Here is a 13,925-nt window from a genome sequence, read left to right on the forward strand (position 1 = left end):
CTTACTTCTTCTTAGCCTCTTTGGTACGCACGACTTCGTCGGCGTAACGAACACCCTTGCCTTTGTAAGGCTCAGGACGACGGTAGGCGCGCAGATCTGCTGCAACCTGACCGATCAGCTGTTTATCAGCGCCTTTCAGCACGATTTCAGTCTGAGTCGGGCATTCTGCAGTGATACCGGCCGGCAGCGGATGCTCAACAGGGTGTGAGAAGCCCAGAGACAGGCCTACTGCATTCCCTTTGATAGCTGCACGATAACCTACACCAACCAGCTGAAGCTTTTTAGTGAAGCCTTCGGTAACACCAACAACCATTGAGTTCAGCAGGGCACGCGCGGTACCAGCCTGAGCCCATCCATCCACGAAACCATCACGTGGACCGAAGGTCAGAGCGTTATCTGCATGTTTAACTTCAACAGCTTTGTTGAGGGTACGAGTCAGCTCGCCGTTTTTACCTTTGATCGTAATAACCTGACCGTCGATTTTTACATCAACGCCGGCAGGAATAACGACCGGTGCTTTAGCAACACGAGACATTCTTTCCTCCGATTAGGCTACGTAGCAGATAATTTCGCCACCAAGACCAGCCTGGCGCGCTGCACGATCAGTCATAACACCTTTAGAGGTAGAAACAACTGCGATACCAAGACCAGCCATAACTTTTGGCAGCTCATCTTTTTTCTTATAGATGCGCAGGCCTGGGCGGCTGACACGCTGAATGCTTTCTACAACAGCTTTACCCTGGAAATACTTGAGAGTAAGTTCCAGTTCCGGCTTGGTGTCGCCTTCAACTTTAAAATCTTCGATAAAACCTTCTTCCTTCAGCACGTTGGCAATTGCCACTTTCAGCTTGGCGGAAGGCATGGTGACCGCAACTTTGTTCGCGGCCTGACCGTTACGGATACGGGTCAGCATATCCGCGATCGGATCTTGCATGCTCATCTGTCTTTACTCCCGTGATTCAATTGGTAATTACCAGCTAGCCTTTTTCAAGCCTGGCACTTCACCGCGCATGGCGGCTTCACGCAGTTTGATACGGCTCAACCCAAACTTGCCCACATAACCATGTGGACGACCTGTTTGACGACAGCGGTTACGCTGACGAGACGGGCTGGAATCACGCGGCAGAGACTGCAGCTTGAGAACCGCATTCCAACGATCTTCGTCGGAAGCGTTCACATCAGAAATGATCGCTTTCAGTTCAGCGCGTTTAGCGAAGAATTTATCAGCTAAAGCTACGCGCTTTACTTCGCGTGCTTTCATTGATTGCTTAGCCATTCAGTAACCCTACCTTACTTGCGGAACGGGAAGTCAAAGGCAGCCAGCAGAGCACGGCCTTCTTCGTCAGATTTCGCAGTAGTGGTAATGGTAATATCCAAACCACGCACGCGGTCGACTTTATCGTAGTCGATTTCTGGGAAGATGATCTGCTCACGGACACCCATGCTGTAGTTACCACGACCGTCGAAAGACTTAGCGGACAAGCCACGGAAGTCACGGATACGTGGAACAGCAATAGTGATCAGGCGCTCAAAGAACTCCCACATGCGTTCGCCACGCAGAGTTACTTTACAGCCGATCGGATAGCCCTGACGGATTTTGAAGCCTGCAACAGATTTGCGTGCTTTGGTGATCAGCGGTTTTTGACCGGAGATTGCTGTCAGGTCAGCTGCTGCGTTATCCAGCAGTTTCTTGTCAGCGATCGCTTCACCAACACCCATGTTCAGGGTGATCTTCTCGACCCGAGGGACTTGCATGACAGAATTGTAGTTAAACTCGGTCATGAGTTTTTTAACTACTTCGTCTTTGTAGTAATCATGCAGTTTCGCCATCGTACTACTCCAAATTACTTGATAGTTTCGCTGTTAGACTTGAAGAAACGGACTTTTTTGCCGTCTTCGAATCTAAAGCCTACACGGTCAGCCTTGCCGGTAGCCGCATTGAAGATTGCAACGTTAGAAACCTGAATAGCAGCTTCTTTTTCAACGATGCCACCTGGTTGGTTCAGGGCCGGAACCGGCTTCTGATGTTTCTTAACCAGGTTGATACCTTCAACGACAAGTTTGCCGGAAGACAGAACATTTTTTACTTTACCGCGTTTACCTTTATCTTTACCGGTTAACACGATAACTTCGTCATCACGACGGATTTTCGCTGCCATGATTCGCTCCTTAGAGTACTTCTGGTGCCAGAGAGATAATTTTCATGAACTTCTCAGTACGAAGTTCACGAGTTACCGGCCCAAAGATACGCGTGCCGATAGGCTGCTCGCTGTTATTGTTTAAAATAACGCATGCATTACCATCGAAGCGAATGACAGAACCGTCAGGGCGACGAACACCCTTCTTGGTGCGCACCACTACCGCCTTCAGCACATCACCTTTTTTGACCTTACCACGTGGAATTGCTTCCTTGATGGTGATCTTGATGATGTCGCCTACGCCTGCGTAGCGACGGTGCGAGCCACCCAGAACCTTGATACACATTACGCGACGTGCACCGGAGTTGTCGGCGACGTTCAGCATAGTCTGTTCTTGGATCATTTTAGTGCTCCGCTAATGTCAACTACTACCTGAGACTCTAAAATCAGAGCCGTTAAAAAGCCCCATATCGAGGGCGCGGCATTATAACACCGCTTCTGCAATATGGGTAGAAAAAATAAACGGCTCATCGCTGAGCCGTTTATTCGTATTGAGAAGGCGTACTGTATTACAGAACCGCTTTCTCTACAACGCGAACCAGCGTCCAGGACTTAGTCTTGGACAGTGGGCGGCATTCACGGATTTCAACCTTGTCGCCGATACCACATTCGTTGTTCTCGTCATGTACGTGCAGTTTGGTCGTACGCTTGATGAATTTACCGTAGATCGGGTGTTTCACAATACGTTCGATAGCTACAACAATGGATTTCTCCATTTTGTCGCTAACAACACGACCTTGCAGAGTACGGATTTTATCGGTCATTACGCACCCGCCTTCTGAGTCAGTAAAGTCTTAACGCGTGCAACATTGCGACGCACTTGCTTCAGCAGGTGAGTCTGTTGCAGCTGGCCACTTGCAGCCTGCATACGCAGGTTGAACTGCTCACGCAGCAGGTTCAGCAGCTCAGCGTTCAGCTCTTCAACGCTTTTTTCACGCAGCTCTTTTGCTTTCATTACATCACCGTCTTAGTTACAAAGGTGGTTTTGATAGGCAGTTTCGCTGCTGCCAGGCCGAAGGCTTCACGGGCCAGCTCTTCCGGAACACCGTCCATTTCATAAAGGACTTTGCCCGGTTGGATCAAGGCAACCCAGTACTCCACGTTACCTTTACCTTTACCCATACGAACTTCCAGCGGCTTCTCGGTGATCGGTTTGTCCGGGAATACACGGATCCAGATCTTACCTTGACGCTTAACTGCACGGGTCATTGCACGACGTGCTGCTTCGATCTGACGTGCAGTCAGACGACCACGGCCAACAGCTTTCAGACCGAAAGTGCCGAAGCTAACATCCGTACCCTGCGCCAGACCACGGTTGCGGCCTTTGTGCACTTTACGGAATTTTGTACGCTTTGGTTGTAACATCAGCGACGCTCCTTATTTACGGCCTTTACGCTGCTGCTTTTTAGGTTGAGCAGCCGGTTTTTCCGGTTGTTCAACAGCAGCCATACCACCCAGGATCTCACCTTTGAAGATCCATACCTTAACGCCGATTACACCGTAAGTGGTGTGCGCTTCAGAGGTGTTGTAGTCGATGTCAGCACGCAGAGTGTGCAGCGGTACGCGACCTTCACGGTACCATTCGGTACGTGCGATTTCCGCGCCGCCCAGACGGCCGCTAACTTCAACTTTGATACCTTTAGCGCCCAGACGCATTGCGTTCTGTACAGCACGCTTCATAGCACGACGGAACATTACACGACGTTCCAGCTGTGAAGTAATGCTGTCAGCAACCAATTTAGCGTCCAGTTCAGGCTTACGAACTTCAGCGATATTGATCTGTGCAGGAACGCCAGCGATATCCGCTACGACCTTGCGCAGTTTTTCTACGTCTTCGCCTTTCTTACCGATAACGATGCCAGGACGAGCAGTGTGAATAGTCACACGGATGCTCTTCGCTGGACGCTCGATAACGATACGAGATACAGACGCTTTAGCCAGTTCCTTAGTCAGGTACTGACGTACTTTAAAATCGCTGTCCAGGTTGTCAGCGAATTCTTTGGTGTTCGCAAACCAGGTAGAGTTCCATGGTTTTACAATACCCAGGCGAATACCATTAGGATGTACTTTCTGACCCATTGCTAGTCTCCAGAGTCTCAGCGATCGGACACAACCACAGTAATGTGGCTGGTGCGCTTCAGGATGCGATCTGCACGACCTTTCGCACGCGGCATAATGCGCTTCATGCTTGGGCCTTCATCTACGAAAATTTTCGCGACTTTCAGATCGTCGATGTCAGCGCCATCGTTGTGTTCAGCGTTAGCAATGGCAGATTCCAGTACTTTCTTGACCAATACCGCAGCTTTCTTGTTGGTATAGGTCAGGATGTCCAGGGCCTGCGACACTTTCTTACCGCGAATCAGGTCAGCAACAAGGCGAACCTTCTGAGCAGAAGAACGAGCATGGCGATGTTGAGCTAAAGTTTCCATCTCTTCCTCCTACCTTATTTCTTCTTCGCTTTTTTATCAGCAGCGTGGCCGCGATAAGTACGAGTCGGTGCGAATTCACCCAGTTTGTGACCAACCATTTCGTCGGTAACAAAGACTGGAACGTGCTGACGACCATTATGGACAGCGATGGTCAAACCGATCATGTTAGGAAAGATCGTTGAACGACGGGACCAAGTGCGCAGGGGCTTCTTGTCTCCGCTTTCCACCGCTTTCTCTACCTTCTTCAGCAAGTGCAGGTCAATAAAAGGACCTTTCTTGAGAGAACGTGGCATGGCTTATCCTCTAAAATTATTTGCTACGGCGACGTACGATAAATTTATCAGTACGCTTGTTGCTGCGGGTCTTCTTACCTTTGGTCTGAACGCCCCACGGAGATACCGGGTGCTTACCAAAGTTACGACCTTCACCACCACCATGTGGGTGATCGACTGGGTTCATCGCAGTACCGCGAACGGTAGGACGAACACCACGCCAGCGTGCAGCACCTGCTTTACCCAGAACGCGCAGCATATGCTCAGCATTGCCAACTTCGCCCAGAGTAGCACGGCAGTCTGCTTCGACTTTACGCATTTCACCAGAACGCAGACGCAGAGTGACATAAGCACCATCACGAGCAACGATCTGAACGTAAGTACCAGCGGAACGTGCCAGCTGACCGCCTTTACCTGGTTTCATTTCTACGTTATGAACGGTAGAACCAACCGGGATATTGCGCATCGGCAGGGTGTTGCCTGCTTTGATTGCAGCATCAACGCCAGACTGAATCTGGTCGCCAGCTTTCAGGCCTTTAGGGGCCAGGATGTAACGGCGTTCGCCGTCTTTGTACAGAACCAGCGCGATGTTCGCGGAACGGTTCGGATCGTACTCAAGACGTTCAACAACTGCTGGGATACCGTCTTTGTTGCGTTTGAAGTCAACAATACGATAAGCCTGCTTGTGGCCACCACCGATGTGACGAGTGGTGATACGGCCATTGTTGTTACGACCACCGGATTTGCTGTTTTTTTCCAGCAACGGAGCAAAAGGTTTGCCCTTGTGCAGCTCAGGGTTAACCACTTTAACTACGTGGCGACGACCCGGAGATGTCGGTTTACATTTAACAACTGCCATTGTATTACTCCTCCGACTTACTCAGCGCCGCCAACGAAGTCCAGATTCTGGCCTTCTTTCAGGGTGACGTAAGCTTTTTTCCAGTCGCTACGACGACCGATACGCTGTCCGTGACGTTTAACTTTCCCTTTAACTACCAGGGTGTTAACGACTTCGACTTCGACTTCAAACAGTTTCTGCACAGCAGCTTTGATCTCTGCTTTGGTCGCGTCTTTAGCAACTTTGAGAACGATGGTGTTTGTTTTTTCCATCGCAGTAGACGCTTTTTCAGAAACGTGCGGTGCGCGAAGCACCTTCAGCAGACGTTCTTCACGAATCATGCCAGCATCTCCTCAACTTGCTTAACAGCATCAGCAGTCATTACGACTTTGTCGAAGGCGATCAGGCTAACCGGGTCGATACCAGTCGCATCGCGTACGTCAACCTTGTGCAGGTTACGTGCGGCCAGGAACAGGTTCTCGTCCAGCTCACCGGTGATGATCAGCACATCTTCCAGAGCCATGTCTTTCAGTTTCTGTGCCAGCAGCTTAGTTTTAGGCGCTTCAACAGAGAACTTCTCGACAACGATCAGACGATCCTGACGTACCAGTTCGGACAGGATGCTTTTCAGCGCGCCGCGGTACATCTTTTTGTTAACTTTTTGACTGTGGTCCTGTGGACGCGCAGCGAAGGTCACGCCACCTGAACGCCAAATCGGGCTCTTGATAGAACCTGAACGCGCACGGCCGGTACCTTTCTGGCGCCATGGCTTTTTGCCAGAACCAGTTACTTCAGCACGAGTCTTCTGAGCACGAGTACCCTGACGAGCACCAGCTGCATAAGCAACAACAACCTGGTGAACCAGCGCTTCGTTGAAATCACGACCGAAGGTAGTTTCGGAAACAGTCAGCGCGCTCTGCGCGTCTTTCAATACTAATTCCATTGCTATCCCCTTACGCCTTCACAGCTGGTTTAACGATCAGGTCGCTACCGGTTGCACCCGGAACTGCACCTTTAACCAGCAGCAGGTTGCGCTCAGCGTCAACACGTACTACGTCCAGGCTCTGAACGGTTACACGTTCGTTACCCAGCTGACCTGCCATTTTCTTGCCTTTGAACACTTTGCCCGGAGTCTGGTTCTGACCGATAGAACCCGGAACGCGGTGAGACAAGGAGTTACCGTGAGTAGCGTCCTGGGTACGGAAGTTCCAGCGCTTAACGGTACCAGCAAAACCTTTACCTTTAGAGGTACCGGTTACGTCAACTTTTTTAACGTCAGCAAACAGCTCAACGCTAATGTCCTGACCTACGGTGAACTCTTCGCCTTCAGCAAGACGGAATTCCCACAGACCACGGCCAGCTTCTACGCCAGCTTTAGCGAAGTGACCCGCTTCTGGTTTGGTTACACGGTTAGCTTTTTTAGCACCAGTGGTAACCTGAATAGCGCGGTAGCCATCGTTAGCCAGATCTTTAACCTGAGTAACGCGGTTTGCTTCAACTTCGATTACGGTTACTGGGATAGAAACGCCATCTTCAGTGAAGATGCGGGTCATACCCACTTTTTTACCGACTAAACCAATCATTGTTTCAACCTCTCAATCGCTCGATGACCTGATTAACCCAGGCTGATCTGCACGTCTACACCGGCAGCCAGATCCAGACGCATCAGAGCATCAACGGTTTTCTCAGTTGGCTCAACGATGTCAACCAGACGCTTGTGAGTGCGGATTTCGTACTGATCGCGCGCGTCTTTGTTAACGTGCGGAGAGATCAGAACGGTGAAGCGCTCTTTGCGGGTCGGCAGCGGGATCGGACCACGGACTTGCGCACCAGTGCGCTTAGCAGTCTCGACGATTTCCGCGGTTGATTGATCGATCAGACGATGATCAAACGCTTTAAGGCGGATACGGATTCTTTGGTTCTGCATGAGACCAGAGCTCCAATTATTTTATAAACGAAAATGATTACTCCTCAAACCCATTACGATTGATGGGAGAGTGTAACCGTTCTTACGTAGCTCCCCAATTGGGAGCATTGTTGAGTAACAAAATGAGCTACTCTGGTTCTGATTGAACCCGCCGTCAATTACGACAAGCCCGCGCATTATACGTAAATCTGGGCAAGACGCAAGTGCCGTTTAGAAATTAAGCGCCAGAGGCGCAGTATTCATAAGAGCGCGCAACATTTTATGCAATGTAATCTGCGTCGATGCTTTGTTTCGAGCCGCTACGCATCTCCTTTTTTTATGCGTTGCCGGCAAGGCCGATTATAACGAGTATGCGCGCAAACCCGCTTGAGGCCTTTTTCATGCTAACCACCCTCCCCTTTCTGCTGATCTATCTTTCGCTGACTGCCTTACTGGTACATGCCGATATTCGCTACGGTCTGCTTCCCGATAAATTTCTCTGCCCGCTGCTATGGGCGGGCCTGCTCTTTCAGCTCTGTATCCATCCGGATTTTCTGCCACGTGCGGTGGTGGGTGCGATGGCTGGATATATCGGTTTTGCCGTTATTTACTGGGGCTACTGGTTTATCCGCCGACGTGAAGGTATGGGATATGGCGATGTAAAATACCTGGCTGCGCTTGGCGCATGGCACGGCTGGTGCGTACTGCCTACGCTGGCGCTACTCGCGGCGCTGATGGCGCTTCTTTGCATTATTGTTTTTTCGTTAATCCGCCCTGATAAGAAGGCAATAAAAAACCCGCTGCCTTTTGGGCCATTTCTGGCAGCAGCGGGTTTATGCGTTGGCTGGAAGACGTTGCTTATTCTTCCACTTTAATCTGTGACTGAAGATAGTTTTGCAGGCCGATTTTAGCAATCAGATCCAGCTCCGTTTCCAGCCAGTCAATATGGCCTTCTTCATCGGCCAGGATCTGGATCATCATATCGCGACTGACGTAGTCATGTACGCTGTCAGCATAGGCAATGGCTTCACGGAGATCTTTGGCGCCTTCAAGCTCCAGCCTGAGGTCGGAACGCAGCATCTCTTCGACATCTTCTCCGATGCCCAGCTTGCCGAGATCCTGCAGGTTTGGAATGCCTTCAAGGAATAAAATACGCTCGATATATTTATCAGCGTGTTTCATCTCATCTATAGATTCATGGTACTCAACGTCGTTTAAACGTTTGAGTCCCCAGTTTTTAAACATTCTCGCGTGAAGAAAGTACTGGTTGATTGCGACAAGCTCATTTCCCAATAATTTATTGAGATAACTTATGATTTTAACATCACCTTTCATTATATAGTCCCTCCGCTTCCACTCATTGAAGCGTAGATCGGGCTACAGGGATGTCAAAAAAAAGATGGGCGCTTACGCGATCTCTTTGTATTCCGGGATCTGCATCAGTTCGTCCTGCATGATCTCTCGCGCAGCACGTACACATTTACCGCATTGATTTCCCACCGGAACAAATTTGCGAAGCTGCTGGAATGACTGGGGCTGGAACTGGCGAACGGCCTGACGTATTTTTTTGTCGCTTACACCATTACATAAACAAACGTACATATAAACTCCCGTTCAAATTATGCGCAAAGTGTAAGTGAGAATGGTTATGATTACAATAGCACAAACGCCAGAATGCGGGGAGGGAGCAGGCAAAAAATGCGAAATTTTGTGACAAATACCTGAGCGGCAGAAAACAAAAAAGGACGCCGAAGCGTCCTTTTTTATTCGGGGATAATTAATTAGCCCAGAACTTTAGCAACAACGCCCGCGCCAACGGTACGGCCGCCTTCACGGATTGCGAAACGCAGACCGTCGTCCATCGCGATTGGGTGGATCAGAGTCACAACCATCTTGATGTTGTCGCCTGGCATTACCATCTCAACGCCTTCTGGCAGTTCGATGGTACCGGTCACGTCAGTTGTACGGAAGTAGAACTGTGGACGGTAGCCTTTGAAGAACGGAGTATGACGGCCGCCTTCGTCTTTGGACAGAATGTACACTTCAGATTCGAACTTGGTGTGTGGCTTGATTGAGCCTGGCTTCGCCAGAACCTGACCACGTTCGATTTCTTCACGTTTGATACCACGCAGCAGAACACCAACGTTCTCACCAGCACGGCCTTCGTCCAGCAGTTTGCGGAACATTTCAACGCCAGTACAGGTAGACTTTGCAGTCTCTTTGATACCAACGATTTCAACTTCTTCACCAACTTTGATGATACCGCGCTCTACACGACCGGTAACAACGGTACCACGACCGGAGATGGAGAATACGTCTTCGATTGGCAGCAGGAATGGCTTGTCAATCGCACGCTCTGGTTCTGGGATGTAAGAATCCAGGAAGCCAGCCAGTTCGATGATTTTCGCTTCCCACTCAGCTTCGCCTTCCAGCGCTTTCAGAGCAGAACCACGAACGATTGGAGTATCGTCGCCTGGGAAATCGTACTGAGACAGCAGTTCACGAACTTCCATCTCTACCAGTTCCAGCAGCTCTTCGTCATCAACCATGTCGCACTTGTTCAGGAACACGATGATGAAAGGAACGCCTACCTGACGACCCAGCAGGATGTGCTCACGAGTCTGAGGCATTGGGCCGTCAGTCGCAGCAACAACCAGGATCGCGCCGTCCATCTGCGCAGCACCGGTGATCATGTTTTTAACATAGTCGGCGTGGCCTGGGCAGTCTACGTGTGCGTAGTGGCGAGTCGGGGTGTCATATTCAACGTGGGAAGTGTTGATGGTGATACCACGAGCTTTTTCTTCTGGTGCGTTATCGATCTGGTCGAATGCACGAGCAGAACCACCGTAGGTTTTAGCCAGAACGGTAGTGATTGCAGCAGTCAGGGTAGTTTTACCATGGTCAACGTGGCCGATAGTACCAACGTTGACGTGCGGTTTTGTACGTTCAAATTTTTCTTTAGACACGGCTATATTCCTTACTATAGTGCTCTCCCCTCTGGAGAGAGCACGGGACTTAGGTTTTAATCCTGTGGATTACTTACCACGGGCTTCAATAACGGCCTGAGCAACGTTGTTAGGCGCATCATCATACTTCAGGAATTCCATGGTGTATGATGCACGACCTTTGGTCAGAGAACGCAGCTGAGTCGCATATCCGAACATTTCAGACAGCGGAACTTCAGCGTGGATCTTAACGCCAGTTACTTCGGATTCCTGACCACGCAGCATACCGCGACGACGGCTCAAGTCACCGATAACGTCACCGGTGTTCTCTTCAGGAGTTTCTACTTCAACCTTCATGATTGGCTCAAGCAGAACTGGTTTTGCTTTCTTAAAGCCTTCTTTAAAGGCAATAGACGCAGCCAGTTTAAACGCCAGTTCAGAGGAGTCAACGTCGTGGTAAGAACCGAAGTGCAGACGAACACCCATGTCAACAACCGGATAGCCAGCCAGAGGGCCCGCTTTCAGCTGTTCCTGGATGCCTTTATCAACGGCAGGGATGTATTCGCCAGGAATTACACCACCTTTGATGTCGTTGATGAACTCGTAACCTTTCGGGTTAGAGCCCGGCTCCAGTGGGTACATGTCGATCACAACGTGACCGTACTGACCGCGACCACCAGACTGCTTAGCGTGTTTACCTTCAATGTCGGTAACTTTCGCGCGAATCGCTTCGCGGTAAGCAACCTGAGGTTTACCCACGTTCGCTTCAACGTTGAATTCACGCTTCATACGGTCAACGATGATGTCCAGGTGCAGTTCACCCATACCAGCGATGATGGTCTGGTTAGATTCTTCATCAGTCCATACGCGGAATGATGGGTCTTCTTTCGCCAGACGGCCCAGAGCCAGACCCATTTTTTCCTGGTCAGCTTTGGTTTTTGGTTCAACTGCGATGGAGATTACCGGCTCTGGGAATTCCATACGCTCCAGAATGATCGGGTGATCCGGGTCACACAGGGTGTCACCAGTGGTCACGTCTTTCAGACCGATAGCTGCAGCGATGTCGCCCGCACGAACTTCTTTGATCTCTTCACGTTTGTTAGCGTGCATCTGTACGATACGGCCAAAACGCTCACGCGCCGCTTTCACGGAGTTCAGGATGGTGTCACCGGAGTTAACCACACCAGAATAAACGCGGAAGAAGGTCAGGTTACCCACGAATGGGTCGGTAGCAATTTTGAACGCCAGTGCAGAGAATGGCTCTTCGTCGCTTGCGTGACGCTCAGCCGGAGTATCTTTACCGTCGTCCAGGATGCCGTTGATCGCAGGAACGTCAACCGGGGATGGCAGGTAGTCAACTACCGCATCCAGCATCGCCTGAACACCTTTGTTCTTGAACGCAGAACCACAGGTTACCAGGATGATTTCGTTGTTCAGAACGCGCTGACGCAGAGCTTTTTTGATCTCTTCTTCAGTCAGTTCTTCACCACCCAGGTATTTCTCCATCAGCTCTTCAGAAGCTTCAGCAGCGGATTCGATCAGGTTCTGGTGCCATTCGTCAGCCAGGTCCTGCATTGCAGCTGGGATATCTTCGTATTCGAAGGTAACGCCCTGGTCTGCATCGTTCCAGTTGATGGCTTTCATTTTCACCAGGTCGATAACGCCGGTGAAGCCTTCTTCAGCACCAATTGCCAGCTGCAGCGGAACAGGGTTCGCGCCCAGACGGGTTTTGATCTGACCAACAACTTTCAGGAAGTTAGCACCCATACGGTCCATTTTGTTAACGAACGCGATGCGTGGAACTTTATATTTGTTCGCCTGACGCCATACGGTTTCAGACTGTGGCTGAACACCACCAACTGCGCAATAAACCATTACCGCGCCGTCAAGAACACGCATGGAACGTTCTACTTCGATGGTGAAGTCAACGTGCCCTGGGGTGTCGATGATGTTTACGCGATGCGGTTCGTACTGCTTAGCCATACCTGACCAGAATGCAGTAGTCGCTGCGGAGGTGATAGTGATACCACGCTCCTGCTCCTGTTCCATCCAGTCCATGGTGGCTGCGCCGTCATGAACTTCACCGATTTTGTGGTTTACACCGGTGTAGAACAGAATACGTTCGGTAGTAGTGGTTTTACCGGCGTCGATGTGCGCACTGATACCGATGTTACGGTAGCGTGCGATGGGTGTTGTACGAGCCATTTGATTCCTCGTTTATATCTTTAGGCGTTCAGTTAAGTTACCCAGAGCGGGCGGCTTCTCTGAAGCGCCCGCCTGGTGACTAAGACTCCGAAGGGATTACCAACGGTAGTGTGCGAACGCCTTGTTGGCTTCTGCCATACGGTGAACGTCTTCACGTTTCTTAACTGCAGTACCTTTGTTGTCTGCAGCATCAGAAAGTTCGTTCGCCAGACGCAGAGCCATGGATTTATCACCGCGTTTACGAGCAGCTTCAACGATCCAACGCATTGCCAGGGCATTACGACGGACCGGACGAACTTCAACTGGAACCTGATAAGTAGAACCACCAACGCGGCGGGACTTAACTTCTACAGTTGGGCGAACGTTGTCGAGAGCGACTTCGAAAGCTTCCAGTTCATTTTTACCAGAACGCTGAGCCAGGGTCTCAAGCGCGCTGTATACGATTGCTTCTGCAGTAGATTTTTTACCATCTACCATCAGGATATTTACAAATTTTGCCAGCAGTTCTGATCCGAATTTCGGATCTGGAAGAATTTTACGCTGACCAATGACGCGACGACGTGGCATGGGAATACTCCGTTGTTAATTCAGGATTGTCCAAAACTCAAAGAGTTTAGTGTGACATTAAGATAAATCAGTTTGGCCTTACTTAACGGAGAACCATTAAGCCTTAGGACGCTTCACGCCGTACTTGGAGCGAGCCTGCTTACGGTCTTTAACACCTGAGCAGTCCAGCGCACCACGAACGGTGTGGTAACGAACACCCGGAAGGTCTTTAACACGACCGCCACGGATCAGGATCACGGAGTGCTCCTGCAGGTTGTGACCTTCACCACCGATGTAGGAAGTCACTTCGAAACCGTTAGTCAAACGCACACGGCATACTTTACGCAGTGCGGAGTTTGGTTTTTTAGGAGTGGTGGTATATACACGAGTACATACGCCACGTTTCTGCGGGCAGGCTTCCAGCGCAGGCACGTTGCTTTTCGCAACTTTGCGTGCACGTGGTTTGCGTACCAGCTGGTTAACTGTTGCCATTAAATAGCTCCTGGTTTTAGCTTTTGCTTCGTAAACACGTAATAAAACGACCTCATACAATATGAGGACGCGAAATTTTAGGGCTACGTCGAAA

Annotated in this window: 24 protein-coding genes; 1 reads left to right on the forward strand and 23 read right to left on the reverse strand. The window is 50.2% G+C overall.

Features of this window, described 5'->3' with window-relative positions; translation table 11 throughout:
* Window position 1 precedes the first annotated feature (1 nt).
* The 17 genes from rplF to rpsJ form a co-directional block, all read right to left on the reverse strand.
* Window positions 2-535, reverse strand: a complete 534-nt coding sequence (rplF, locus tag UR504_RS17240; protein WP_003863296.1) for a 50S ribosomal protein L6 — start codon at window positions 533-535, stop codon at window positions 2-4.
* A gap of 12 nt (window positions 536-547) precedes the next feature.
* Window positions 548-940: a 30S ribosomal protein S8 gene (rpsH, locus tag UR504_RS17245; protein WP_006178918.1), complete on the reverse strand. Its 393-nt coding sequence runs from the start codon at window positions 938-940 to the stop codon at window positions 548-550.
* A gap of 30 nt (window positions 941-970) precedes the next feature.
* Entirely contained in the window at window positions 971-1,276 is a 306-nt protein-coding gene (gene rpsN, locus UR504_RS17250) for a 30S ribosomal protein S14 (RefSeq protein ID WP_003863291.1), read from the reverse strand.
* 14 nt (window positions 1,277-1,290) lie between these two features.
* Window positions 1,291-1,830 carry a 50S ribosomal protein L5 gene (gene rplE / locus UR504_RS17255; protein WP_001096202.1) on the reverse strand — a complete coding sequence of 180 codons (540 nt, stop codon included), beginning with the start codon at window positions 1,828-1,830 and terminating at the stop codon, window positions 1,291-1,293.
* A gap of 14 nt (window positions 1,831-1,844) precedes the next feature.
* Window positions 1,845-2,159, reverse strand: coding sequence for a 50S ribosomal protein L24 (gene rplX, locus UR504_RS17260; protein ID WP_003863287.1), 315 nt, complete (start codon window positions 2,157-2,159; stop codon window positions 1,845-1,847).
* A gap of 10 nt (window positions 2,160-2,169) precedes the next feature.
* Window positions 2,170-2,541, reverse strand: coding sequence for a 50S ribosomal protein L14 (gene rplN, locus UR504_RS17265; RefSeq protein ID WP_002919748.1), 372 nt, complete (start codon window positions 2,539-2,541; stop codon window positions 2,170-2,172).
* Window positions 2,542-2,707: 166 nt separating this feature from the next.
* Window positions 2,708-2,962 (reverse strand): 30S ribosomal protein S17, encoded by a 255-nt coding sequence (gene rpsQ / locus UR504_RS17270; RefSeq protein ID WP_008503489.1) that lies wholly within the window; start codon window positions 2,960-2,962, stop codon window positions 2,708-2,710.
* Window positions 2,962-3,153 (reverse strand): 50S ribosomal protein L29, encoded by a 192-nt coding sequence (gene rpmC, locus UR504_RS17275; RefSeq protein WP_003863282.1) that lies wholly within the window; start codon window positions 3,151-3,153, stop codon window positions 2,962-2,964. Before rpmC ends, rpsQ begins: the two co-directional genes overlap by 1 nt.
* A complete protein-coding gene (gene rplP, locus UR504_RS17280) occupies window positions 3,153-3,563 on the reverse strand; it encodes a 50S ribosomal protein L16 (protein WP_002919759.1) in 411 nt (136 codons plus the stop codon). Before rplP ends, rpmC begins: the two co-directional genes overlap by 1 nt.
* A gap of 12 nt (window positions 3,564-3,575) precedes the next feature.
* Window positions 3,576-4,277 (reverse strand): 30S ribosomal protein S3, encoded by a 702-nt coding sequence (rpsC, locus tag UR504_RS17285; protein WP_000529945.1) that lies wholly within the window; start codon window positions 4,275-4,277, stop codon window positions 3,576-3,578.
* A gap of 17 nt (window positions 4,278-4,294) precedes the next feature.
* The gene (rplV, locus tag UR504_RS17290; protein ID WP_002919773.1) at window positions 4,295-4,627 is read right to left on the reverse strand and encodes a 50S ribosomal protein L22; all 333 of its coding nucleotides are present in this window, start codon (window positions 4,625-4,627) and stop codon (window positions 4,295-4,297) included.
* A 14-nt stretch (window positions 4,628-4,641) separates the two neighbouring features.
* Window positions 4,642-4,920 (reverse strand): 30S ribosomal protein S19, encoded by a 279-nt coding sequence (gene rpsS / locus UR504_RS17295; RefSeq protein WP_001138117.1) that lies wholly within the window; start codon window positions 4,918-4,920, stop codon window positions 4,642-4,644.
* Between the two features lie 16 nt (window positions 4,921-4,936).
* A complete protein-coding gene (gene rplB, locus UR504_RS17300) occupies window positions 4,937-5,758 on the reverse strand; it encodes a 50S ribosomal protein L2 (RefSeq protein WP_008457150.1) in 822 nt (273 codons plus the stop codon).
* 17 nt (window positions 5,759-5,775) lie between these two features.
* Window positions 5,776-6,078, reverse strand: coding sequence for a 50S ribosomal protein L23 (rplW, locus tag UR504_RS17305; RefSeq protein WP_000617546.1), 303 nt, complete (start codon window positions 6,076-6,078; stop codon window positions 5,776-5,778).
* Window positions 6,075-6,680 (reverse strand): 50S ribosomal protein L4, encoded by a 606-nt coding sequence (gene rplD, locus UR504_RS17310; protein WP_000424395.1) that lies wholly within the window; start codon window positions 6,678-6,680, stop codon window positions 6,075-6,077. The genes rplW and rplD overlap by 4 nt, the downstream gene beginning before the upstream one ends.
* Window positions 6,681-6,690: 10 nt before the next feature.
* Window positions 6,691-7,320, reverse strand: a complete 630-nt coding sequence (gene rplC, locus UR504_RS17315) for a 50S ribosomal protein L3 (protein ID WP_003863274.1) — start codon at window positions 7,318-7,320, stop codon at window positions 6,691-6,693.
* A gap of 32 nt (window positions 7,321-7,352) precedes the next feature.
* On the reverse strand, window positions 7,353-7,664 hold the full coding sequence (gene rpsJ, locus UR504_RS17320) for a 30S ribosomal protein S10 (protein ID WP_001181005.1): 312 nt from the start codon (window positions 7,662-7,664) through the stop codon (window positions 7,353-7,355).
* Window positions 7,665-8,044: 380 nt separating this feature from the next.
* On the opposite strand from rpsJ, the gene UR504_RS17325 reads away from it, so the two are divergent.
* Window positions 8,045-8,518 carry a prepilin peptidase gene (locus UR504_RS17325; RefSeq protein WP_271369738.1) on the forward strand — a complete coding sequence of 158 codons (474 nt, stop codon included), beginning with the start codon at window positions 8,045-8,047 and terminating at the stop codon, window positions 8,516-8,518.
* On the opposite strand, the gene bfr is transcribed toward UR504_RS17325, so the two are convergent.
* From bfr to rpsL, 6 genes are all read right to left on the reverse strand, one after another.
* The gene (bfr, locus tag UR504_RS17330; RefSeq protein ID WP_008503492.1) at window positions 8,502-8,978 is read right to left on the reverse strand and encodes a bacterioferritin; all 477 of its coding nucleotides are present in this window, start codon (window positions 8,976-8,978) and stop codon (window positions 8,502-8,504) included. The two genes, UR504_RS17325 and bfr, sit on opposite strands and share 17 nt — an antisense overlap.
* 72 nt (window positions 8,979-9,050) lie before the next feature.
* Window positions 9,051-9,245, reverse strand: coding sequence for a bacterioferritin-associated ferredoxin (bfd, locus tag UR504_RS17335; protein ID WP_008503493.1), 195 nt, complete (start codon window positions 9,243-9,245; stop codon window positions 9,051-9,053).
* Between the two features lie 179 nt (window positions 9,246-9,424).
* The gene (gene tuf, locus UR504_RS17340) at window positions 9,425-10,609 is read right to left on the reverse strand and encodes an elongation factor Tu (RefSeq protein WP_014068448.1); all 1,185 of its coding nucleotides are present in this window, start codon (window positions 10,607-10,609) and stop codon (window positions 9,425-9,427) included.
* A 69-nt stretch (window positions 10,610-10,678) separates the two neighbouring features.
* A complete protein-coding gene (gene fusA / locus UR504_RS17345; protein WP_008503004.1) occupies window positions 10,679-12,793 on the reverse strand; it encodes an elongation factor G in 2,115 nt (704 codons plus the stop codon).
* A 96-nt stretch (window positions 12,794-12,889) separates the two neighbouring features.
* A complete protein-coding gene (gene rpsG, locus UR504_RS17350; RefSeq protein WP_004106370.1) occupies window positions 12,890-13,360 on the reverse strand; it encodes a 30S ribosomal protein S7 in 471 nt (156 codons plus the stop codon).
* A 96-nt stretch (window positions 13,361-13,456) separates the two neighbouring features.
* A complete protein-coding gene (gene rpsL / locus UR504_RS17355) occupies window positions 13,457-13,831 on the reverse strand; it encodes a 30S ribosomal protein S12 (protein WP_000246815.1) in 375 nt (124 codons plus the stop codon).
* Between the last annotated feature and the right edge of the window lie 94 nt (window positions 13,832-13,925).

This window comes from Enterobacter sp. 241F3, from assembly GCF_034106785.1.
In the GTDB taxonomy this organism is placed as follows: domain Bacteria; phylum Pseudomonadota; class Gammaproteobacteria; order Enterobacterales; family Enterobacteriaceae; genus Enterobacter; species Enterobacter vonholyi.